At 72.4% G+C, this 21,714-nt stretch carries 19 protein-coding genes; 15 read left to right on the top strand and 4 right to left on the bottom strand.

Features of this window, described 5'->3' with window-relative positions:
* Positions 1-202 precede the first annotated feature (202 nt).
* From ACIBCA_RS31525 to ACIBCA_RS31515, 3 genes are all read left to right on the top strand, one after another.
* A complete protein-coding gene (locus tag ACIBCA_RS31525) occupies positions 203-4,432 on the top strand; it encodes a glycosyl hydrolase family 18 protein (RefSeq protein WP_396286467.1) in 4,230 nt (1,409 codons plus the stop codon).
* 201 nt (positions 4,433-4,633) lie between these two features.
* Positions 4,634-5,602 carry a cytochrome c oxidase assembly protein gene (locus ACIBCA_RS31520; protein ID WP_396286521.1) on the top strand — a complete coding sequence of 323 codons (969 nt, stop codon included), beginning with the start codon at positions 4,634-4,636 and terminating at the stop codon, positions 5,600-5,602.
* Positions 5,603-5,690: 88 nt separating this feature from the next.
* Positions 5,691-6,323 carry a YdcF family protein gene (locus ACIBCA_RS31515; protein WP_396286466.1) on the top strand — a complete coding sequence of 211 codons (633 nt, stop codon included), beginning with the start codon at positions 5,691-5,693 and terminating at the stop codon, positions 6,321-6,323.
* 70 nt (positions 6,324-6,393) lie between these two features.
* Here the strand turns inward: ACIBCA_RS31515 and ACIBCA_RS31510 are convergent, their stop codons facing one another.
* Entirely contained in the window at positions 6,394-8,616 is a 2,223-nt protein-coding gene (locus tag ACIBCA_RS31510) for an NADP-dependent isocitrate dehydrogenase (RefSeq protein WP_396286465.1), read from the bottom strand.
* Positions 8,617-8,963: 347 nt separating this feature from the next.
* Here ACIBCA_RS31510 and ACIBCA_RS31505 point away from each other — a divergent pair, with 347 nt between their 5' ends.
* Entirely contained in the window at positions 8,964-9,269 is a 306-nt protein-coding gene (locus tag ACIBCA_RS31505; protein WP_396286464.1) for an SAV_915 family protein, read from the top strand.
* Positions 9,266-9,598, top strand: a complete 333-nt coding sequence (locus tag ACIBCA_RS31500; protein WP_396286463.1) for a hypothetical protein — start codon at positions 9,266-9,268, stop codon at positions 9,596-9,598. Before ACIBCA_RS31505 ends, ACIBCA_RS31500 begins: the two co-directional genes overlap by 4 nt.
* A 7-nt stretch (positions 9,599-9,605) precedes the next feature.
* Here ACIBCA_RS31500 and ACIBCA_RS31495 read toward each other — a convergent pair whose 3' ends face one another.
* Complete coding sequence (locus ACIBCA_RS31495) at positions 9,606-9,851, bottom strand: hypothetical protein (RefSeq protein ID WP_396286462.1); 246 nt, start codon at positions 9,849-9,851, stop codon at positions 9,606-9,608.
* Positions 9,852-10,207: 356 nt separating this feature from the next.
* Here ACIBCA_RS31495 and ACIBCA_RS31490 point away from each other — a divergent pair, with 356 nt between their 5' ends.
* A complete protein-coding gene (locus tag ACIBCA_RS31490) occupies positions 10,208-11,869 on the top strand; it encodes an APC family permease (RefSeq protein WP_396286461.1) in 1,662 nt (553 codons plus the stop codon).
* A 70-nt stretch (positions 11,870-11,939) separates the two neighbouring features.
* On the opposite strand, the gene ACIBCA_RS31485 is transcribed toward ACIBCA_RS31490, so the two are convergent.
* Complete coding sequence (locus tag ACIBCA_RS31485; RefSeq protein ID WP_396286460.1) at positions 11,940-13,565, bottom strand: FAD-dependent monooxygenase; 1,626 nt, start codon at positions 13,563-13,565, stop codon at positions 11,940-11,942.
* Positions 13,566-13,794: 229 nt separating this feature from the next.
* Between ACIBCA_RS31485 and ACIBCA_RS31480 the strand changes: the two genes are divergently transcribed.
* The 9 genes from ACIBCA_RS31480 (at position 13,795) to ACIBCA_RS31440 (ending at position 20,508) form a co-directional block, all read left to right on the top strand.
* Positions 13,795-14,961, top strand: coding sequence for a SchA/CurD-like domain-containing protein (locus ACIBCA_RS31480; protein WP_396286459.1), 1,167 nt, complete (start codon positions 13,795-13,797; stop codon positions 14,959-14,961).
* Between the two features lie 31 nt (positions 14,962-14,992).
* Positions 14,993-15,418, top strand: a complete 426-nt coding sequence (locus ACIBCA_RS31475) for a cupin domain-containing protein (protein WP_396286458.1) — start codon at positions 14,993-14,995, stop codon at positions 15,416-15,418.
* Entirely contained in the window at positions 15,415-16,671 is a 1,257-nt protein-coding gene (locus ACIBCA_RS31470; protein ID WP_396286457.1) for a beta-ketoacyl-[acyl-carrier-protein] synthase family protein, read from the top strand. The genes ACIBCA_RS31475 and ACIBCA_RS31470 overlap by 4 nt, the downstream gene beginning before the upstream one ends.
* Positions 16,672-16,678: 7 nt before the next feature.
* Entirely contained in the window at positions 16,679-17,911 is a 1,233-nt protein-coding gene (locus ACIBCA_RS31465; RefSeq protein ID WP_396286456.1) for a ketosynthase chain-length factor, read from the top strand.
* 26 nt (positions 17,912-17,937) lie between these two features.
* On the top strand, positions 17,938-18,192 hold the full coding sequence (locus ACIBCA_RS31460) for an acyl carrier protein (protein WP_396286455.1): 255 nt from the start codon (positions 17,938-17,940) through the stop codon (positions 18,190-18,192).
* A 1-nt stretch (position 18,193) separates the two neighbouring features.
* The gene (locus tag ACIBCA_RS31455; RefSeq protein WP_396286454.1) at positions 18,194-18,649 is read left to right on the top strand and encodes an SRPBCC family protein; all 456 of its coding nucleotides are present in this window, start codon (positions 18,194-18,196) and stop codon (positions 18,647-18,649) included.
* 20 nt (positions 18,650-18,669) lie between these two features.
* Positions 18,670-18,990: a TcmI family type II polyketide cyclase gene (locus ACIBCA_RS31450; protein WP_396286520.1), complete on the top strand. Its 321-nt coding sequence runs from the start codon at positions 18,670-18,672 to the stop codon at positions 18,988-18,990.
* A 295-nt stretch (positions 18,991-19,285) separates the two neighbouring features.
* Complete coding sequence (locus tag ACIBCA_RS31445; protein ID WP_396286453.1) at positions 19,286-19,738, top strand: hypothetical protein; 453 nt, start codon at positions 19,286-19,288, stop codon at positions 19,736-19,738.
* Between the two features lie 95 nt (positions 19,739-19,833).
* Positions 19,834-20,508: a class F sortase gene (locus tag ACIBCA_RS31440; RefSeq protein WP_396286452.1), complete on the top strand. Its 675-nt coding sequence runs from the start codon at positions 19,834-19,836 to the stop codon at positions 20,506-20,508.
* A 171-nt stretch (positions 20,509-20,679) separates the two neighbouring features.
* Here the strand turns inward: ACIBCA_RS31440 and ACIBCA_RS31435 are convergent, their stop codons facing one another.
* Positions 20,680-21,705, bottom strand: a complete 1,026-nt coding sequence (locus ACIBCA_RS31435) for a methyltransferase (protein WP_396286451.1) — start codon at positions 21,703-21,705, stop codon at positions 20,680-20,682.
* Positions 21,706-21,714: the final 9 nt, after the last annotated feature.

Below are 21,714 nucleotides of genomic sequence, written 5' to 3'. Positions count from 1 at the left end.
TCCGGGGCGTCCTCCGAAGATCATGACATCATCAAATAACTACTGACTTACCGTCAGATCAATCCCGCCCGGTTCCGGCCACGGTCGACAGGCCGCACCCGTCGACGCCCCCGTTCACGCGACGTCGACACGGCGTCAACGCCCCTCGGGTGAGATCGCCCCGGACGGCTCCGCCCGCGAGCCGCCGGAAAGGGACACCTCCGTGCGCACCCCCGCACCACCCCACCGAAGAAGGCGGACCCTGGCGGCCCTGCTGTCGACGGCCCTGCTCGCCGCGTTCGTCCAGCTCCTCGCGACGCCCGCACAGCAGGCCGCCGCCGCGCCGACCGGCCTCTCCTACGGCTGGCCGTACTACGAGAGCCTGCGGACCACGTCCAACCCGGACTGGATGGGCGGCATCGCCGACTCCACACCACTGGGCTCGCTGTCGATCCCCGGCTCGCACGAGACGATGTCCCACTACGGCGGTGACGCGACCACCACCCACGAGTGGAACACCGACCAGCAGACCTCCCTGACGGACCAGCTGAACGCGGGCCTGCGGGCCCTCGACGTCCGGGTCGACCCCGACGGCGACAACCCGGACGACAAGCTCTGGCTCTGGCACTCGGGCATGAGCCAGCACGAGGCCCTCGGCTCCGGGGTCCTCGCCCCGCTCACCAAGTGGCTCGCCGCCCACCCGACCGAGACGGTGCTGTTCAACCTCAAGGTCGAGAACACCGTCTACAAGACGGTCTGGCCGGACCCCGCGGACGACTGCGGCATCGCCGGTACGGGCCGTCCCTGCGGCCCGCGTCTGCCCAAGCGGGTGCCGATGGACTCGGGCGAGATCCAGCAGCTGATGGGCGACGAGTTCCAGAAGTACGTCGACCGCTACAAGCAGTACTTCTGGACGCCGTCGGTCACCCGCGGCCAGTCCGCCGACGCCCCGCGGCTCGGTGACGTCCGCGGACGGATCGTGTTCAACAACTACCGCGGCCCGCACGGCGGCCTGTACGGCGAGTGGGGCCTGAAGTCGGCCGCGCGGGACGACTACGTCCAGAACGACTACGACGTCTCCAGCATCATGGCCATCAAGACCAAGTGGGAGAAGGTCCGCCAGCACCTGGCCGTCACCGCCTCCGACATCGACCGGACCGCGCTCTACTTCAACTACCTGTCCGGGTCCAGCGCGGGTGCCTACCCGTACACCGTCGCCGGCGGCCTGGGCGGTACCTGGGGCGTCAACCACTGGGCCTGGGACTACTTCAAGAACCAGCCCCACGCCTGGCGCACCGGCGTCCTGATGATGGACTATCCGGGCGGCGAGCTGATCGACCAGATCATCGGCCACAACGCGTTCACCACGCCCCCGCCCTCGAGCGGCCAGCCCGGCGGGCGCAGCTCGGACTACCGCGACTGGGCCATCGGCCCCGGCGAGATCCGCAGCATGGTCACCGACCGGTGCCTCGACGTGGACCCCGGAAGCAGCCAGGCCGACGGCGCCAAGGCGCAGCAGCGCGGCTGCGCCGGCGCGAAGAGCCAGCAGTGGACGCTCGACGACCAGGCCCGGGTGGTCAACACCGGCAGCGGCAGGTGCCTGGACGTCGACATGCCCACCGGCGCCGTCCAGCAGTGGGGCTGCGGCCCGAACGCCAACCAGAAGTGGAACCGCGCCGGGACGTGGCTGCGCAACCAGGCCACCCAGAAGTGCCTGGCGATCACCGGCGCCGACGACGGCTCGCGCGTCGCCCAGGTGGACTGCGCCGAGTCCCCCGTCGGCTCGGCGACGAACGCGGGTGACCCGGTCGACACCACCCCGGACGACCGCCGGGCCAAGCCCGCCGCCTCCGGAGACTGCCGCCCGGACGGGATGACCCCGAGCCCGGGCGCCCGCTACTGCGACGTCTACGACGCCGACGGCCGGGAGTGGCTCGGGGGCCGGGACAAGCGCGTGATCGGCTACTTCACCGGCTGGCGCACCGGCGACGACGGCCAGCCCCGCTACCTCGTCAAGAACATCCCGTGGTCGAAGGTCAGCCACGTCAACTACGCCTTCGCCTCCGTCGGTCCGGACAACCGGATCGCCGTCGGCGACGAGGCGACGAAGGCGACCTGGCCCGGGGTCGCGGGCGCCGAGATGGACCCGTCCCTGCCGTACCAGGGCCACTTCAACCTGCTCACCCGGTACAAGCGCCAGCACCCGCAGGTGAAGACCCTGATCTCGGTGGGCGGCTGGGCCAAGACGCAGGGCTTCTACTCCATGGCCACCAATGGAGACGGCAGCGTCAACCAGGCCGGGATCGACACCTTCGCGGACTCCGTCGTCGCCTTCCTGAACCAGTACGGCTTCGACGGCGTCGACATCGACTACGAGTACCCGTCCTCCCTCCAGAACTCCGGCAACCCGGACGACCAGGGCGTCGCCAACCCGCGCCGGGCCGGCCTCCAGGCCGGGTACACGGCGCTGATGAAGACCCTGCGCGGCCGGCTCGACCAGTCCGGCTCCTCCAAGGGCCGCTACTTCCTGCTGACCTCCGCCGCCTCCTCCTCCGGCTACCTGGTGCGCGGCGAGGGCAACCAGCAGGCGCTGCAGTACCAGGACTTCGTCAACGTGATGTCCTACGACCTGCACGGCTCGTGGAACAGCTACGTCGGCCCGCAGGCCCCGCTGTACGACAGCGGCCGGGACAACGAGATGGCGGCGGCCGGGATCTACGACGACACCGGCCCGAACACGAAGGACTACCAGAAGACCGGCTACTTCAACACCGACTGGGCGTACCACTACTACCGGGGCGCGCTGCAGCCCGGCCGCATCAACATCGGCGTCCCGTACTACACCCGCGGCTGGCAGGGCGTCACCGGCGGGACCAAGGGCCTCTGGGGCACCGCCGAGGGCGACCAGTCCAAGTGCCGGCCAGGCACCGGGACCGCCCAGAAGTGCGGCAACGGCGCGACGGGCGTCGACAACATCTGGCACGACACCGACGTCATGGGCGGCGAGGTCGGGGCCGGCTCCAACCCGCTGTGGCACGCCCGGAACCTCCAGGACGGCATCAGGCCCGGGTACCTCGGGGACTACCGGCTGGCCTCGAACCAGCAGGTCGCCGGCTACGAGCGCAACTTCGACCCGGCCACCCAGTCGACCTGGCTCTGGAACGACGCCAAGAAGGTGTTCATCTCCACCGAGGACGACCAGTCGATCAAGGCCAAGGCCCAGTACATCGCCGACAACGGCATCGGCGGCGCGATGATCTGGGAGCTCGGCGGCGACTACACCAAGCGCCCCAACGGCGAGTGGGGCATGGGCTACGACATGACCACCCTGCTGGACCAGACCCTGCGCGGCTCCGGCGCGCCGGGCGCGACGCGCAGCGGCCAGGCGCTGCCCTCGCAGACCGTGGACGTCAAGGTGGAGCTGGCCGAGTTCCCGACCGACGACAAGAACCTGTGGCCGATGCAGCCCAAGCTGCGGATCACCAACAACACCGGCCGGACCCTGCCCGCCGGCACCGAGGTCTCCTTCGACATCCCGGCCTCCGCTCCCCCGCTGCTGAAGGACGAGGGCTGGCACGAGATGACGGGCGCGGTGGCGCCGGGCCGCACGGGCCCGAACGTCGGCGGTCTCAAGGCGGACTTCCACCGGGTGACGATCACCCTCGGTTACTGCGAGGACCTGCCGCCGGGGAAGGTCCGGGACATCGGCATCAAGTACTACCTGCCGATCACCGGACCGGCGAACTTCAAGATCAAGGTGAACGGCACCGAGTACGGCCTCGCCCAGGACGCCCGCAAGGGCACCACCCCGGCCACCCTCGGCGCCACCGGCGCCTCGGACTGCCAGGCCGAGCCCTGGGACCCCGCCCGGACGTACAACCCGGTCATGGCCCCGTTCGCCCTGTGGAAGACCGGCGACCTGTGGAAGGTCCAGGACGTGGTCAGCGCCAACGTCCTCGACCACCCGGGCGACTGGAACACCGCCCACCTGGTCGACTCGCAGAACGGCAACACCAACCAGCTCTGGAACGTCACCGAGGAGGGCGGCCCGGGCTGGTTCCGGATCAAGAGCTCCACCGGTGGCCACGACCAGTGCCTGGGCGCCGACCGGAAACTGGCCAGCCTCACCGTGCGTGACTGCGACTGGAGCAACGGCCAGTGGTGGCGGCTCCTCGACGCCCAGGGCAACGCCTTCACCGGCGGCCCGCCCAAGGACGGCGCCTCGTTCAGCCTGAGCTCGTACGCGGGCTTCGTGGCCGAGCCGAGGAACAGCGGCCTCGCCCCGGGCACCGCCGTGGTGGCCGGGGACCCGACCGGCGTCACCCGGACGGTGGTCTCCTACGGCGGCTACTACTGGAAGGCCCGGTGGTGGACGCAGGGCGCCGCGGGCCACGGCACCCCGAACGCGGACGACCCGTCCGACAACTGGTCCCGCCTGGGCCCGACGGGCTGAGCCCACGTGCGCACCGGCGGCGGGACCGCCGGTGCGCACGGCCCCTACCACCCGTACAAGGTTGAACGGAAGGGGGGCGGTGACAGGGCCCGGGGTAAGGCCGACCTAGGCTGTATGCCAAGCAAAACGGGCGAACCGGACCCCCCAGCGGGCCCATGGGACGGAAAGCAGGACTCGCCGATGGGCGACGGGATGTCAGGCATGCACCACCACGGCGGGATGACCCGGCCGGGCCCGTTCACGCTCTCCAACGTGTGGACGTGGTCCCCGGACTGGGTGTTCCTGCTCGCCGGCCTGGCGGCCCTCGGGCTGTACCTGGCGGGCGCCGTACGGCTCTACCGGCGCGGCGACAAGTGGCCCGTCGGCCGGGTCGTCGCCTGGGCGGCGGGCATCGGCTCGATGGTGCTGGTCACCTGCACCGGGCTGAACGACTACGGCATGGTGCTGTTCAGCGCGCACATGATCCAGCACATGGTGCTGTCCATGCTGACGCCGATCCTGATGCTCCTCGGCGCCCCGATCACCCTGGCCCTGCGCGCGCTGCGCCCGGCCGGCAAGGGGCGGCCGCGCGGGCCGCGCGAGCTGCTGGTGGCGCTGCTGCACAGCACCTACGTGAAGGTGATCTCGCACCCGGCGTTCACCATCCCGCTGTTCATCGCGAGCCTGTACGGGGTCTACTTCACCCCGCTCTTCGACTTCCTGATGCAGTACCGCGCCGGGCACATCTTCATGATGGTGCACTTCCTGGCCACCGGTCTGGTGTTCTTCTGGCCGATCATGGGCGTGGACCCGGGCCCGAACCGCCCCGGCCACGTGATGCGGATCATCGAGCTGTTCATGGGGATGCCCTTCCACGCCTTCTTCGGCGTGGCGGTGATGATGGCCAGCCACCCGCTGGTGACCACCTTCACCGTGGACATGGCCCCGCCGGGGACGGACCTCCTGGAGGACCAGAAGCTCGCCGGCGGCATCACCTGGGCCTTCGGCGAGATCCCGACGGCGATCGTGCTGATCGCGCTGGTCTACCAGTGGATGCGCTCCGAGCAGCGCCAGGCCCGCCGGGCCGACCGCGCCGAGGAGCGCTCGGGCGACGCGGAGCTGGAGGCGTACAACGCCTACCTGGCCTCGCTCAACCGGGGCGGCCGCCGCCCGGCCCCCGACGCGGGCTGACCGGCCTGCCGGCACGCACGCGAGATACCTCACAGAGCCCCCGTTCCGGCCCCGGAACGGGGGCTCCGCCGCAGGCGTTCGAGGGGATATGCACGTCCTGCTCCTGCCCGCCGCCCTGCTCACCGGGTACGTCCTGCTCCGGCTGCTCGGCTTCCTCGGCTCCGCCCTGCGCGGGCAGCGCCGCCCGGTGCCGGAGGGCGCGGACTACCTGGTGGTGCTGGGCGCCGCCCTGGTCGGCTGCGAGCCGGGACCGGCCCTGACCGCCCGACTGGACGCCGCACTGACCCGTCTCGCCGCCGAGGAGGCCGCCGGGTACGCGCCGCTGGTGCTGGTCACCGGCGGCAAGGGCCGCCACGAGGACTGCACGGAGGCCGCCGCGATGGCCCGCTACCTGATCGCCCGGGGCGTCCCGCCCGAGCGCGTACGGCGCGAGGAGCGGGCCGTCAACACCGTCGAGAACCTGCGCTTCGCCGCCGACCTGATGGCCGCCGAACGCCCCGGCTACCGCTGCACGGTGATCACCAGCGGCTTCCACACCGCCCGCTCCGCCCTCGCCGCCCGCCGCGCCGGCGCCCCCGCCCACGTCCTCGCCGCCGACCCCCTCCTCGCCCACGGCCCGTACGCCCTGCTGCGCGAGGCCGTCGGCACCGCCCTCACCCGCCCGCGCGTGCACATGGCCGCCGTCCTGCTGGCGGCCGGGGCGCTGCTCCTCACCCTCTGAGCGCGAAACGCCGCAGGCCCCGGGTCCGTGAAGGGGACCCGGGGCCTGCGGCGGCTCTGCTCGGCTACGGTCAGCCGAGGTTGGCGAGCGCCTCGTTGAAGGACTTCGAGGGGCGCATCACGGCCGCGGCCTTGGCCGGGTCGGGCTGGTAGTAGCCGCCGAGGTCGACGGGCGAGCCCTGGACGGCGATCAGCTCGTCGACGATGACCTGCTCCTGCGAGGCCAGCGTCTCCGCCAGGCCCGCGAACGCCTGGGCCAGCTCGGTGTCCTCGGTCTGCTGGGCCAGCTCCTGGGCCCAGTAGGTGGCCAGGTAGAAGTGGCTGCCGCGGTTGTCGATGCCGCCGAGGCGGCGGCTCGGCGACTTGTCCTCGTTGAGGAAGGTGCCGGTGGCGCGGTCGAGGGTGTCGGCCAGCACCTTGGCGCGAGCGTTGCCGGTGGTGGTGGCCAGGTGCTCGAAGCTGGCGGCCAGCGCGAAGAACTCGCCCAGGCTGTCCCAGCGCAGGTAGTTCTCCTTGACGAGCTGCTGGACGTGCTTCGGGGCGGAGCCGCCGGCGCCGGTCTCGAACAGGCCGCCGCCCGCCATCAGCGGGACGATCGACAGCATCTTGGCGCTGGTGCCCAGCTCCAGGATCGGGAACAGGTCGGTCAGGTAGTCGCGCAGCACGTTGCCGGTGACGGAGATGGTGTTCTCGCCGCGGCGGATGCGCTCCAGCGAGAACTTGGTGGCCTCGACCGGGGTCTTGATCTCGATGGTCAGGCCGGTGGTGTCGTGCTCCGGCAGGTACCGCTCGACCTTCTCGATGAGCACCGCGTCGTGGGCGCGCTCGGCGTCCAGCCAGAAGACGGCCGGGTCGCCGGTGGCGCGGGCGCGGGTGACGGCCAGCTTGACCCAGTCCTGGATCGGGGCGTCCTTGGTCTGGCAGGCGCGGAAGATGTCGCCGGGCTGGACGGCCTGCTCCAGGACGGTGTTGCCCTCGGCGTCGACCAGGCGGACGGTGCCGGCGGCCGCGATCTCGAAGGTCTTGTCGTGGGAGCCGTACTCCTCGGCCGCCTGGGCCATCAGGCCGACGTTCGGGACGGAGCCGATGGTGGCCGGGTCGAGGGCGCCGTTGACGCGGCAGTCGTCGATGGTGGCCTGGTACACGCCCGCGTAGCTGTGGTCCGGGAGGACGGCGAGGGTGTCGGCCTCCTGGCCGTCCGGGCCCCACATGTGGCCGGAGGTGCGGATCATGGCCGGCATCGAGGCGTCGACGATGACGTCGCTCGGCACGTGCAGGTTGGTGATGCCCTTGTCGGAGTCGACCATGGCCAGGGCCGGGCCCTCGGCCAGCTCGGCCTCGAAGGACGCCTTGATCTCGGCGCCCAGGTGCGGCACGTCGTCGAGGCCGGCGAGGATGCCGCCGAGGCCGTTGTTCGGGTTCAGGCCGGCGGCGACGAGCACCTCGCTGTACTTCGCGAAGGTCTTCGGGAAGAAGGCGCGCACGACGTGGCCGAAGATGATCGGGTCGGAGACCTTCATCATGGTGGCCTTGAGGTGCACCGAGAACAGCACGCCCTCGGCCTTGGCGCGGGCGACCTGCGCGGCCAGGAAGGTGTTGAGGGCGGCGGCACGCATGACCGAGGCGTCGACGACCTCGCCGGCCAGCACCGGGACGCTCTCGCGCAGCACGGTGGTGGTGCCGTCCTCGCCGACCAGCTCGATGCGCAGGGCGCCGTCGGCGGCGATCACGGTGGACTTCTCGGTGCTCGCGAAGTCGTCCGCGTCCATGGTGGCGACGTTGGTCTTGGAATCGGCCGTCCACGCGCCCATGCGGTGCGGGTGGGTCTTGGCGTAGTTCTTGACCGACAGCGGGGCGCGGCGGTCGGAGTTGCCCTCGCGCAGGACCGGGTTGACGGCGCTGCCCTTGATCTTGTCGTAGCGGGCGCGGACGTCCTTGTCCTCGTCGGTCCGCGGGTCGTCCGGGTAGTCCGGCAGGGCGTAGCCCTGGGCCTGGAGCTCGGCGATCGCGGCCTTGAGCTGCGGCACGGAGGCCGAGACGTTCGGCAGCTTGATGATGTTGGCACCCGGGGTCTTGGCGAGCTCGCCCAGCTCGGCGAGGGCGTCGCCGATGCGCTGGTCCTCGGTCAGACGCTCCGGGAACGTGGCGATGATGCGCCCGGCCAGGGAGATGTCGCGGGTCTCCACCCGGACGCCCGCCGTCCTGGCGTACGCCTGGACCACGGGCAGGAACGAGTAGGTCGCCAGGGCCGGAGCCTCGTCGGTGTGCGTATAGATGATGGTCGAGTCAGTCATCGGTACTCCGCTTCACGTCTCCAACGTCTTGACGTCAAGATATCTCGTCCCGGGCCCCGAGCTCCACCTCCCCCCGCCCCGGAGCGTCTCAGCCCGTGGGAAAACGGGTCTCCGGCCCGCTCCGCCCCGGGGGCCGACCACTCGAAAGGGTTGTTTGAGGAAGGGCAGGGAGCGGTTCAGTCCAATCGGGCGCCGGGGGCGTCAGGGCTGCGTCAACACGTCACCCCATCCGGTCAACACCGCGTCAGGACCGGCGACGGGAGCCTCCCGGCGGCCTAGCGTCGACTCAGCAGTCGCTTGAGCGGTTCCGACAGGCAGCACCACCCCACCCACCCGGGAGCACCCGCATGGCCCGCGTCGTCTGGCACGTTCCGGTCACCACCTCCGCCCACGGGGGCACCACGGCTCTCCGCCTCTTCCGCCTGCGCGACGGCCGCCGCTGCGCGGTCGGCTTCTCCAGCCCCGAGGCCCTCGCCGCCCTGCTCGGCCCTGAGCAGGCGCACACCGAGCTCGCCGAGCCCGCACTGCGCTCCCTGGTCGCGCCGCTCGGCGTCGACGCCCTGGTGCTGGACCCGCGCCTGGTCGCCGCCCCCGTCACGACCCCCGTCACCGCCGTCACCGCCGCCCCGACCGCACAGCTCCAGCACCGGTGACCGCCCTCCGGCTGCTCCCGGGCGGAGACGAGCCCGACCCCGAGCCACGGGTACCCGGGCAGGTCCGCTCCCTGCGGGCCGTCGCCCGGATCAGCTACGGGCCCGTCCCGCTGGACTTCGACCGCCTGGCGGCCGAGCTCCCGGCCGTCCAGGGCGGCCTGGCACTGGCCGGCGACGCGGACCTGGAGCTGCACCTGGCCTGCACCGGGCCCGAGGAGTTACGGGCGGTGGCGGCGGCCCTGCACCGCGCGGGGGCCGCGAAGGTGCGCGTCGACCTGGTGCTGCGGGCCCTGACCCCGGCCCCGGTGACCCTGCGTCCGGTGCCGTGACGGTTCGTCAATCCTCGTAGCCCGGGCGGGGGTTGGGGTTGACGCCCTGCCCGTCGATCGGCTGCCCCCAGGCATCCTCGCCCTCGCCGCCCACGCAGTAGCCGGCGCCCTGCACCTCACCCCCGGCGGAGCGGCACTGCTCGGCGGTGACGTCACGCCGGTGCCCCGGCGCGGCCGAGGCGGGCGTGGCTATGACCGCGAACGAGAGCGCGGCGAGGAGGGCGGCGGCCAGGGCGGTGCGCGGTGTGCTCATGAGCCCAACGACAGCACGCCCGTTCGACGGCGGCGACCACAGCGCGCCCGCCCGGGTGGGCGGATCGGACGGGTGCCCGCGCATGGCCATACCCATAGCGCCATATCCATGTTCCGATTCGGGCCCCCATGGTGCCCGCCGGCCGCCCGAAGCTCAATTCCCTCTCAAATGCTGGACTTACCCGTCGGTTACGTAATGCGCCGAAATACAGAACGCCCCCTACCAGGGAGAATGTCCGGGAAAGAAAGTAAACATTCAGTAATGAACCCTGTGCATAGGTCTATGAATAGCCCTACTGTGTGGCAACTCTCCGCGCTCCGCCCACCCCGGAGCCCCCACTTACAGAGAGAACCCTCATGGCTGACCTCTACCAGATCTCGCCGCCGGGCCAGGGCACCGGCTCCACGCCGGGAACCACCCACCGCTCGCTCAAGCGCCACGTCGGCCTCATCGGCCTGATGTGGGCCTCGGTCGGCTCGATCATCGGCTCCGGCTGGCTCTTCGGCGCCAAGAGCGCCGTCACCACCGCCGGTCCCGCGGCCGTCATCTCCTGGGGCATCGGCGCGGTCGCGATCGTGCTGCTCGCGCTCGTCCACGCCGAACTCGGCGGGCTCTTCCCCGTCGCCGGCGGCACCGCCCGCTACCCGCACTACGCCTTCGGCGGCCTGGCCGGCATGTCCTTCGGCTGGTTCTCCTGGCTCCAGGCGGCCACCGTGGCGCCGATCGAGGTCGAGGCCATGATCGGGTACGCCAAGGACGTCCCCGGATTCGGCGGGCTGCAGAACGCCGACAAAACCCTCACCACCAGCGGATTCATCGCCGCGACCGCGCTGATGGCGGTCTTCGTCGCGGTCAACTTCCTCGGCGTGAAGGTCCTCGCCCGGACCAACAACATCGCCACCTGGCTGAAGATCTTCGTTCCTCTGCTCACGATCTTCATGCTGGCGATCACCAGCTTCCACGGCTCCAACTTCACCTCGCACGGCTTCGCCCCGTTCGGCGCCAAGGGCGTCCTCGCCGCGATCAGCACCAGCGGCATCATCTTCGCCCTGCTGGGCTTCGAACAGGCCATCCAGATCGCCGGTGAGAGCCGCAACCCGAAGCGCGACATCCCCCGGGCCGTCCTCGGCTCCGTCGCCATCGGCACCCTGATCTACACCCTGCTCCAGGTGGTCTTCATCGGCGCCCTGCCGGTCACCGCCTTCGCCAACGGCTGGGACAAGCTCGACTTCCCCGGCATCGACGGCCCCTTCGCCGGTCTGGCCACCCTGGTCGGCCTCGGCTGGCTGTACTACGTGCTGAAGGTCGACGCGGTGATCTCCCCCGGCGGCACCGGCCTGATCTACACCACCTCCACCTCGCGCATCTCCTACGGCCTGAGCCGCAACGGCTACGCGCCCCAGAAGTTCGAGCAGCTGGACAGGAACGGCGTGCCGTGGGTCGGCCTGATCCTCTCCTTCGTGACCGGCGTGGTCTGCTTCCTGCCCTTCCCGAGCTGGCAGCAGCTGGTCAACTTCATCACCTCCGCCAGCGTGCTGATGTACGCCGGCGCCCCGCTGGCCTTCGGCGCGCTGCGCCGCCGGCTGCCCGACCGTGAGCGCTCCTACCGGCTGCCGCTGGGCGGGCTGATCTCCCCGGTCGCCTTCGCGGTCGCCAGCCTGATCATCTACTGGGCCGGCTGGGACACCCTGTTCCGCCTGGGCATCGCGATCCTGCTCGGCTACGGGCTGCTCGGCGGCTACGCGGCGTACGCGATCGCCAAGCGCCTGCCGAACGCGCCGCGGCTGAACTGGAAGGCCGCCCAGTGGCTGCCGGTCTACCTGCTGGGCCTCGGCCTGCTCTCCTGGCAGGGCGGCTTCGGCAACGGCACCGGCCGGATCCCGATGTGGTACGACCTGGGCATCGTGGTCGTGTTCTCCCTCGCCATCTACTACTGGGCGATCCGGGTCGCGCTGCCGGCCGAGGAGATCGAGCGCCAGGTCGCCGACGTCGAGGTGGTCGACGCGGGCGGTCACTGACATCACCGATGCCTGACACAGGACGGGCCCGCCGGTCATCGCGACCGGCGGGCCCGTCCGCATGCGCCCCCTACAGGTCCAGAATGCTCCGCAGCACACCCGTCAGCTCCGCCTCCGGGTCCTGCCCCGGGCCCTGCGAGCGCCAGGCGACGAAGCCGTCCGGGCGCACCAGCACCGCACCCTGCGGGCCGATCCCGTGCAGCTCCGCGAAGTCGGTGCCCTCCTGCGGCGCCAGGTCGTCCTCGGCGCCGTCGCCGATCCGGTAGGCGTCCAGCGGTACGGCCAGCCGGTCGGCGGCCCGCCGGGCGCCCTGCTGCCAGGCGGCGCCGCCGGGGCCCGTGAGCAGCACCATCGCCTGCTCGTACAGGTCCAGGGTGGACAGCCGCACGCCCGCGCGCTGCAGCCACTGGTGCGGGGCGCGGCTGCCCGGCTCGCCCGCCGACTCGAACTGCTCCGGGACGACGGGCCCGGCCGGGTCGGTGCCGACCACGGCGCCCACCGGGTAGCGGTAGCCGAGCGCCACCGCCAGCACCCCGGCCTGGCGGCCCACGCCCGGCACCACCGCGTAGCCGGGGTGGCTGTGCTCGGCGGAACGGGCCGAGGCGCGCTCGCCGGTCACCCGGGCCACCGGCCGGCGCTCCTGCCCGTACGTCTCCAGCAGGGCGGGCCCGGCCCAGCCGCACAGGACGGCGGCGAGCTTCCAGGCCAAGTTGTGGGCGTCCTGGATGCCGGTGTTGGAGCCGAACGCGCCGGTCGGGGACATCTCGTGCGCGGAGTCCCCGGCGAGGAAGACCCGCCCGGCGCCGTAACGGTCGGCGACGCGCTCGGCGGCGTGCCAGGGCGCCCGGCCCGTCACCTCGACGTCCAGCTCCGGCAGGCCCACGGCCGTACGGATGTGGCGCTCGCAGCGCTCGTCGGTGAAGGCTTCCAGCGGCTCGCCGTGCTCGGGGTGCCAGGGCGCGTGGAAGACCCACTCCTCGTGGTTGTCCACGGGCAGCAGGGCGCCGTCCGCCTCGGGGTTGGTCAGGTAGCAGGCGATGAAGTGCCGGTCGCCCACCACTTCGGCCAGCCGCTTGGCGCGGAAGGTGATGCTGACGTTGTGGAACAGCTCGCCCTGGCCGCTCAGGCCGATGCCCAGGCGCTCGCGGGCGGGGCTGCGCGGGCCGTCCGCCGCGATCAGGTACTCCGAGCGCACCACCCGCTCCTCGCCGGACTCGCGGCTGCGCAGCACCGAGGTGACGCCCTCCTCGTCCTGCTCGAAGGAGACCAGCTCGGTGGCGAAGCGCACGTCCGCGCCCAGGTCGCGGGTGGCGCGCAGCAGCACCGGCTCGAGGTCGTTCTGGCTGCACAGGCACCAGGCGGTGGGGCTGAACCTCGCCAGGCGCCCGCCGGGGTCGATCTCCCGGAACAGCCACTCCTGCTCCTCGCCGGTCAGCGAGGGCGCCTGGAGGATGCCGTGGTTCGGGGCGAGCACCGAGGCGGCCTCGCGGATCGCCGGCTCGATCCCGGCCGTGCGGTAGAGCTCCATCGTGCGGACGTTGTTTCCGCGTCCGCGCGGGTGGTGCGAGGTGTCGGCGTGCTTCTCGACCAGCAGGTGCCTGACACCCAGTCGGCCGAGGAACAGCGAGGCCGACAGCCCGACCAGCGAGCCGCCCACGATCAGGACCGGCACCTGGTCGTCAACCTTCGGATTCATCAATTGCTCCACCCTGTACGGGGATTCCGCGGCCCGGCCGGGGGGCTCGGGGCCGCACTCGACGGGCCCGCTCCCCCGGGGCCCCGCTCTTGCATCCCCCGCCCGGGGGGCCTTGCGCCGCCCCTTCGCCCGGATGGCCCGCAAATCTCGCGGGCCCCCTTACGGGGCGATGACGATCGAGCGCAGCAGTCAACGCGCCCAGAGCAGGCCCAGCAGCAGAAAGTGGATCATGACTACCCTCTCCGAACCCCAGCACCAGCAGACCGCCGAGACCGACAACCGGCTGAGGGTGGTGCTGATGCTGGAGATCCAGGACGGCGCCCAGCAGCGCTTCCTGGACGTCTACGAGCAACTGCGCCACCAGGTGGCCTCGGTGCCCGGGCACGTCAGCGACCAGCTGTGCCAGTCGATCAACGACCCGCGCCAGTGGCTGATCACCAGCGAGTGGGAGGACCAGGAGACCTTCCTCCGATGGGTGGACAGCCCGGCCCACCGCGAGATGGTCAAGCCGATGCACGGCTGCGTCAGCGACAACTTCCGCTCGCTGCGCTACGCCGTCCTGCGCCAGACCTCCGCGGCGGGCTCCACCGGCACCCGCGCCCCGATGGAGGTCCCGCCGGGCCTGCCGAAGGCCGACCACGGCGCGCCGGCCGGCCCGCCGAAGGCCGACCCGGGCCCGGACGGCGTGGTGCGTCACGCGCTGACCTTCACCGTCAAGCCGGGCAGCGAGCCCGAGGTGGCGCGCATCCTGTCGAACTACGCCTCGCCCGAGGCCGTGGTGGACGAGGAGACCCGGCTGCGCCGGACCTCGCTGTTCCTGCACGGCAACCGGGTGGTGCGCGCCGTCGAGGTGACCGGCAGCCTGGGCGACGCGCTGCGGCACGTGGCCATGCAGCCGGAGGTGCGGGCCGTCGAGGAGGAGATCAACCCGTACCTGGAGGAGCACCGGCAGCTGGGCGACCCGCAGTCCGCCCGGGCGTTCTTCGCCAAGGCCGCGCTGCCGGCCAAGCACCAGGCGATCGCCAGCGCCCCGGCCTCCGGGCGGCTGCACCGCCACGCGGTGCTCTACCCGGTGCGCCCGGGCCTGGGCCAGGCCGTCGCCGAGCTGCTGGCCACGTACGACAACCTGGCCACCGCCGACCCGACCGGGCCGGTCGCGGGGAGCACCGTCTTCCAGCGCGAGGACGTGGTGGTGCGCCTGGCGGACCTGCGGGTGCCGGCCGAGGCCGATCCGGCGGCCGCCCTGGGCGTGGCCGGGGAGCGGGAGGCCACGGCGTTGGCCGCGCTGCTCGACCTGGGCCCGGCGGGCGACCTGCGCAGCGTCGCGGGCCTGAGCGCCTTCCTCGCGGCCCGCGCCATGAACCCGCTCACCGACCGCGTTTCGCAGGAGTCCTGAGCGTCCCCGGCTCCACCGAAGGAGACAGACCATGACCACGCAGTACCCACGGATCGTCGACCTCGACGAGGCCCCGGAGAACCGCCGCCACGGCGCCGAACTGCGCACGATGCTCACCCCGCCCAGCTGCGGCGCGACCAGCGGCTTCATGGGCCTGGCGATCATCAGGCCCGGGGAGCGGATCAGGGAGCACTACCACCCGTACTCCGAGGAGTTCGTCTTCGTCGTCAGCGGCGATCTCGAGGTGGACCTCGACGGGGTGACCAGTGCCCTGGGGCCCGACCAGGCGCTGATGATCCCGATCAACATGCGCCACCGCTTCCGCAACGTCGGCAGCACCGAGGCGCGGATGGTCTTCCACTGCGGCCCGCTGGCGCCGCGCCCGGACCTGGGGCACGTCAGCACCGAGGACGGCGCCGGGGCGGACCCGCCGGAACACGCCGAGGTCGCCCGGTGACCCGGCGGGTCGCCGTCACCGGGATCGGTGTGGTCGCGCCCGGCGGGGTCGGCGTGCGGGCCTTCTGGAGCCTCCTCACGGCCGGCCGCACCGCCACCCGGGGCATCACCCTCTTCGACCCCACGGGGTTCCGCTCCCGGATCGCCGCCGAGGTCGACTTCGACCCGGCGGCCCACGGGCTGGGCCCGCGCGAGGTCCAGCGGGCCGACCGCTACGTGCAGTTCGCGATGGTCGCGGCCGACGAGGCGATCGCCGACGCGGGCCTGGACCTCGCCGCCGAGGACCCGTGGCGGGTGGCCGTCTCGCTCGGCACGGCGGTCGGCGGCACCACCCGGCTGGAGCACGACTACGCGCTGGTCAGCGCCCACGGCGCCCGCTGGGACGTGGACCACCGCCAGGCCGAGCCGCAGCTGCACCGGGCCTTCGCGCCCAGCACCCTGGCCTCCGCGGTGGCCGAGCGGGTCGGCGCCCAGGGCCCGGTGCAGACCGTCTCCACCGGCTGCACCTCGGGCCTGGACGCGATCGGCTACGGCTTCCAGGCCGTCGAGGAGGGGCGCGCCGACGTCTGCGTGGCCGGCGCCTCCGACTCGCCGATCTCGCCGATCACCGTCGCCTGCTTCGACGCCATCAAGGCCACCAGCGAGCGCAACGACGACCCGGAGCACGCCTCCCGCCCCTTCGACGCCCACCGGGACGGCTTCGTCCTCGGCGAGGGCGGCGCCGTGCTGGTGCTGGAGGAGCTGGAGCACGCCCGCCGCCGCGGCGCCCGGATCTACGGCGAGATCGGCGGCTTCGCCACCTTCGGCAACGCCTACCACATGACGGGCCTGACCACCGAGGGCCTGGAGATGTCCCGGGCGATCGACCAGGCCCTGGCCCACGCCCGCACCGACAGCGCCGACGTCGACTACGTCAACGCGCACGGCTCGGGCACCAAGCAGAACGACCGGCACGAGACCGCGGCCGTCAAACGCTCGCTCGGCGCCCACGCCTACGGGACGCCGATGAGCTCGATCAAGTCGATGGTCGGGCACTCGCTCGGCGCCATCGGCGCGCTGGAGGTCGTCGCCTGCACCCTGGCGCTCGCGCACGGCGTCGTGCCGCCGACCGCCAACTACGAGACTCCCGACCCGGAGTGCGACCTCGACTACGTCCCGCGCACCGCGCGGGAGCTGCCGCTGAGGAACATCCTCTCGGTCGGCAGCGGATTCGGCGGCTTCCAGTCCGCCGTCGTGCTCAACAGAACGGGGTGAGTTCCACATGACGTCACGTCGACAGGGCCGCCGGGCCGTGGTCACCGGCCTGGGCGTGGTGGCACCGAACGGTGTCGGGGCCGACGCCTTCTGGAAGGCCACCAGGCAGGGCGTGAGCGTCCTCGACCGCGTGTCGCGGGAGGGCTGCACCGCGATGCCGCTCAAAGTCGCGGGCCAGGTACGGGACTTCGAGCCGCAGGCGTCGATCGACAGCCGCTTCCTGGTGCAGACCGACCGGTTCACGCACTACGCGATGGCCGCCGCCGACCTGGCCGTCTCCGACGCCCGCTTCACGCCCGACGCCGAGGACCCGTACGCCGTCGGCGTGGTGACGGCGGCGGGCTCCGGCGGCGGCGAGTTCGGCCAGCGCGAGCTGCAGCAGCTCTGGGGCCAGGGGCCGAGGTTCGTCGGCCCGTACCAGTCCATCGCCTGGTTCTACGCGGCCAGCACCGGCCAGATCTCCATCCGCGGCGGCTACAAGGGCCCCTGCGGGGTGGTCGCCAGCGACGAGGCCGGCGGCCTGGACGCGCTGGCGCACGCGGCCCGCACGATCGAGCGCGGCGCCGACGCGGTGGTGGCCGGCGCGGCCGAGGCCCCGCTGGCGCCGTACTCGATGGTCTGCCAGCTCGGCTACCCCGAACTCAGCCTGGCCGAACAGCCCGAGAGCGCCTATCTGCCCTTCACCGCGCAGGCGTGCGGCTTCTCCCCCGCCGAGGGCGGGGCGATGCTGCTGCTGGAGGAGGAGCAGGCGGCCCGCCGGCGCGGCGCGACCGTACGGGCGTACCTGGCCGGGCACGGCGCCACCTTCACCGGGGCCTCCCGCTGGGAGCACTCCCGCGAGGGCCTGGCGGCCGCGATGCGCACCGCGCTGGACGAGGCCCGGATCGCGCCCGAGGAGATCGACGTGGTCTTCGCGGACGCGATGGGCGTGCCGGACGCCGACCGGGCGGAGGCGCTCGCGCTGGCGGACGTGCTCGGCCCGGCCGCCGACCGGGTGCCGGTCACCGCGCCCAAGTCCGGTACCGGACGGGCCTACTGCGGCGCGCCGGTGCTGGACGTGACGGCGGCCGTCCTGGCCATGGAGGACGGGGTGCTGCCGCCGACCCCCAACGTCACCGAGGTCTGCCACGACCTCGCCCTGGTCACCGGCCGCGCCCGGCCGGCCGAGCTGCGCACCGCGCTGGTGCTCAGCCGCGGCCTGATGGGCTCCAACTCCGCGCTGGTGCTCCGGCGCGCCTGAGTCCCCCTCCCACGAAAGGACACCCCGTGAGCAACACCATCGGCTACTCCGAGCTGGCGGCCCTGATCCAGGCCCGGGCCGGCGTCACCGTCGCCCCGGCCGACCTCGAACAGCCCGGCGCCCAGTTCGACGACTTCGGCGTCGACTCGCTCGGACTGCTCGGCGTGGTCGGCGAGCTGGAGAACAGCAAGGGCTTCAAGGTCATCGCCGGCGCCGAGTCCGCCAAGACCCCCTCCGAATTCCTCCACCTCGTCAACTCCTCCGTGAAGGCAGGCGCCTGAGATGCCCGGACACACCGACAACGAGATCGTCATCAACGCACCCCTCGACCTGGTCTGGGAGATCACCAACGACCTCGAGAACTGGCCGGACCTCTTCAGCGAGTACGCCTCGGTGGAGGTGCTGGACCGCGAGGGCGACAGCGTGCGCTTCCGGCTCACCATGCACCCGGACGAGAACGGCAAGGTGTGGAGCTGGGTCTCCGAGCGCACCACCGACCGGGCCTCGCTCGCGGTGAACGCCCGCCGGGTCGAGCCCGGCCCGTTCGAGTTCATGGAGATCCGCTGGGAGTACGCCGAGGTCCCGGCCGGGACGAAGATGCGCTGGGTGCAGGACTTCGCGATGAAGCCGACCGCGCCGGTGGACGACGACGGCATGGTCAACCACATCAACAGGAACTCCCGCGTCCAGATGCAGCTGATCCGGGAGAAGGTCGAGAAGAAGGCGGCGGAGCGGTGAGCACGCACCAGATGAGCGGAGTGCACAGGGCCCTGATCGTCGCCCGGATGAAGCCCGAGGCGGCGCCGGACATCGCCGAGGTGTTCGCCGACTCCGACCGCGGCGAACTGCCGCACCTGATCGGCGTCACCGGCCGCAGCCTCTTCCAGTTCGGCGACGTCTACCTGCACCTGATCGAGGCGGACCGCCCGCCGGGCCCGGCCGTCGCCCAGGTCGCCGGGCACCCCGAGTTCCGCTCCGTCAGCGACCGGCTCACCGCCTTCGTCCAGGCGTACGACCCGGCCACCTGGCGCGAGCCGAAGGACGCGATGGCGCGCGAGTTCTACCGCTGGGACCGCTGAGGCCGCTACGTCCTCTCTCCTCTGGGCCCGCCCCCGGCCGATGCCGGGGGCGGGCCCATGTGCGCGCTCGCCCTTGTGCCCGCCTTCATGCGCCCTTCACCCGAACCGCCGGTGCGGCCGGGTGAACACGCCCGGGACTCCACCCGAAGGGCCCACGCTGCGTACCGGTGCCGCCACGCTCCGGTGGCAGCGGGCCTCACGGTGGATGACGGTGGATCAGGCGCCCTCCCCCGCGAGTCCCCTTGCCCGGCACCCTGCCGGCGGTCGCGGCCACCGCGCCGGAAGGATCATCCTCATGCGTTCTGCACGCACGCTGCTCGCCGGAGCGGCCGTCGCCGCCGTCCTGACCGTCGGTACTCCCCTGGCCTTCGCCGACGGCTCCTCGGACCAGGGCAAGAACCTCACCTGGCAGGAGAAGCAGGACAAGCCCGACGCCGCGAAGGGCTCGGACGACAAGAAGGCCGGCGGCCCGGCCACCGAGGAGCACAAGAGCACCTCCGAGCACAAGGGCGGCGAAGCCAAGAGCACCGAGTCGAAGGGCGAGGAGCACAAGGGCGGCGAGTCCAAGGGCGGCGAGGGCCGCGAGGAGGAGCACAAGGCCCCGCACGGCGGCGTGCACACCGGTGGCGGCGGCCTGGCGGTCTCCGGCGGCGGCCTCGCCTCCGGCGCCGTGCTGCTGCTCGGCGGCCTCGGGGCCGGCGCGTACGCGCTGCGCCGCGGCCGCCGCACCTCCGGCGCCATGGCCTGAGCCACCCCTCACCTCCGCCGCCTCCGGGCGCCCGCGACGTACGGGGCGCACCGGGGGCGGCGGGCCGTCCCCCGCCGGAAGGGTTGGTGGAAACGATGGCCGGTCCCGGCCCCGGAACGCCCCGGCTGCTGCGCGCCGGGATGGGCGCGGCAGCGGTCGGGCTGCTGCTGATCTACAACTCGGTGGACACCTCGCCGGACGCCGACCCGACGGCGGCCCCTGCCGCTCCCCCGGCGGCCGTCTCCACGGCGTCCGCCGCCCCCGCCGCGCCCGTCCTGCCGGCCGCGCCCGCCGCGCCCGTGCTCAAGCGCTCGGCGCCCACGCGGCTGCGGATCCCGCAGATCGCCGTGGACGCGCCGTTCTCCGAGCTGACGCTCGACGCCACCGGGCAGCTGAACGCGCCGCCGCCGGACGACAAGAACCTCGTCGGCTGGTACCGCGACGGCGTCACCCCGGGCGAGCGCGGCAGCGCCGTGGTCGCCGGCCACGTGGACACCACCAAGGGCCCGGCGGTCTTCCTGCTGCTGAGCCTGCTCGTCCCGGGCAGCACCGTGGAGGTGAGCCGTGCGGACGGCACCGTCGCGGTGTTCATGGTGGACTCGGTGGAGACGTACGCCAAGAACGCCTTCCCCGACCAGAAGGTCTACGGCAAGACCCCGGACGCCCAGCTGCGGCTGATCACCTGCGGCGGCACGTACGACAAGAAGAAGAAGGACTACCTGGACAACGTGGTGGTCTTCGCCCACCTGCTGACCTCGCGCAGAGCGTGAGTGGCAGAGCCCGAGTGGCAGAGCCTGAGCGGTGGAGCCTGAGCGGTGGAGCCTGAGTGATGGGACGCCCGCCGTGTCCGCGCTGATCATCGCGCACCCGCGAACGCCGAACGGCCGCCGCTCCCCCGGGAGTGAGCGGCGGCCGTTCGGCGACGGCCGTACTGGCGTCGGTCAGCGGACGACGGCCTCGAAGGCGTGCAGGTACGGGTTGACCGGGCGGACCTCGGAGACGGCCAGGCCCGCCTCCTCCATCAGCCGCACCATGCTCGCCTCGGAGTGCTTGGCGCCGCCGACGTTGAGCATCAGCATGAGGTCCATCGCGGTGGTGAAGCGCATCGAGGGGCTGTCGTCGACGAGGTTCTCCACGACCACCACCCGGGCGCCGGGCCGCGCCGCCCGGACGACGTTGGCGAGGGTGCGGCGGGTGCTGCCGTCGTCCCACTCCAGGATGTTCTTGATGATGTAGAGGTCGGCGTGCACCGGGATGTCCACCCGGCAGTCGCCGGGCACCAGGCGGGCGCGGGCCGAGAAGGCGCCGCCCTCCTGGAGCCGGGGGTCGGCGCCGGCGACGACCTTGGGCAGGTCGAGCAGGGTGCCGTGCAGGGCCGGGTGCTTCTCCAGCAGACTGGCCAGGACGTGGCCCTGGCCGCCGCCGATGTCCACCACCGAGTCCACGCCGGTGAGGTCGAGGTACTCGGCGAAGTCACGGGCGGACTGGCGGCTGGAGGTGGTCATCGCCTTGTCGAAGACCTTCGCGGAGTCGCCGCCGTCGCTGTGCAGGTAGTCGAAGAACTCCTTGCCGAACAGCTCGGGGAAGACGTTGCGGCCCGAGCGCACGGCCTCGTCCAGCTTCGGCCACGCCTCCCAGGTCCACGGCTCGGTGCACCAGAGGGAGATGTAGCGCAGCGAGTTGGGGGCGTCCTCGCGCAGCAGGCGGGACATCTCGGTGTGCTCGAAGCGGTCGCCGGAGGTCTCGGCGAAGATCCCGTAGCAGGTGAGGGCCCGCAGCAGGCGGCGCAGGGCGCGGGGTTCGGTGTTCAGCGCGGCGGCGAGCTCGTCGACGGTGGCCGGGTCGTCGCCGAGCGCGTCGGCGACGCCGAGGCGGGCGGCGGCGCGCACGGCCGCGGCGCAGGCGGCGCCGAAGACGATCTCGCGCAGCCGCATCGCGGCCTGGGGGTTGGCGGGGGCGGTGGTCATGGCGGTCCT

The organism is Kitasatospora sp. NPDC051170 (assembly GCF_044455705.1).
In the GTDB taxonomy this organism is placed as follows: domain Bacteria; phylum Actinomycetota; class Actinomycetes; order Streptomycetales; family Streptomycetaceae; genus Kitasatospora.
This window is presented reverse-complemented; position numbering and strand designations above follow the sequence as displayed.

Excerpts from the sequence above, each read along its gene's own strand:
- ACIBCA_RS31495 (WP_396286462.1), bottom strand. The coding sequence starts at position 9,851 with ATGAGCACACCGCGCACCGCCCTGGCCGCCGCCCTCCTCGCCGCGCTC.
- ACIBCA_RS31505 (WP_396286464.1), top strand. The coding sequence starts at position 8,964 with ATGGCCCGCGTCGTCTGGCACGTTCCGGTCACCACCTCCGCCCACGGG.
- ACIBCA_RS31455 (WP_396286454.1), top strand. The coding sequence starts at position 18,194 with ATGCCCGGACACACCGACAACGAGATCGTCATCAACGCACCCCTCGAC.
- ACIBCA_RS31510 (WP_396286465.1), bottom strand. The coding sequence starts at position 8,616 with ATGACTGACTCGACCATCATCTATACGCACACCGACGAGGCTCCGGCC.
- ACIBCA_RS31485 (WP_396286460.1), bottom strand. The coding sequence starts at position 13,565 with ATGAATCCGAAGGTTGACGACCAGGTGCCGGTCCTGATCGTGGGCGGC.
- ACIBCA_RS31445 (WP_396286453.1), top strand. The coding sequence starts at position 19,286 with ATGCGTTCTGCACGCACGCTGCTCGCCGGAGCGGCCGTCGCCGCCGTC.
- ACIBCA_RS31520 (WP_396286521.1), top strand. The coding sequence starts at position 4,634 with ATGCACCACCACGGCGGGATGACCCGGCCGGGCCCGTTCACGCTCTCC.
- ACIBCA_RS31440 (WP_396286452.1), top strand. The coding sequence starts at position 19,834 with ATGGCCGGTCCCGGCCCCGGAACGCCCCGGCTGCTGCGCGCCGGGATG.
- ACIBCA_RS31435 (WP_396286451.1), bottom strand. The coding sequence starts at position 21,705 with ATGACCACCGCCCCCGCCAACCCCCAGGCCGCGATGCGGCTGCGCGAG.
- ACIBCA_RS31515 (WP_396286466.1), top strand. The coding sequence starts at position 5,691 with ATGCACGTCCTGCTCCTGCCCGCCGCCCTGCTCACCGGGTACGTCCTG.
- ACIBCA_RS31475 (WP_396286458.1), top strand. The coding sequence starts at position 14,993 with ATGACCACGCAGTACCCACGGATCGTCGACCTCGACGAGGCCCCGGAG.
- ACIBCA_RS31465 (WP_396286456.1), top strand. The coding sequence starts at position 16,679 with ATGACGTCACGTCGACAGGGCCGCCGGGCCGTGGTCACCGGCCTGGGC.
- ACIBCA_RS31480 (WP_396286459.1), top strand. The coding sequence starts at position 13,795 with ATGACTACCCTCTCCGAACCCCAGCACCAGCAGACCGCCGAGACCGAC.
- ACIBCA_RS31490 (WP_396286461.1), top strand. The coding sequence starts at position 10,208 with ATGGCTGACCTCTACCAGATCTCGCCGCCGGGCCAGGGCACCGGCTCC.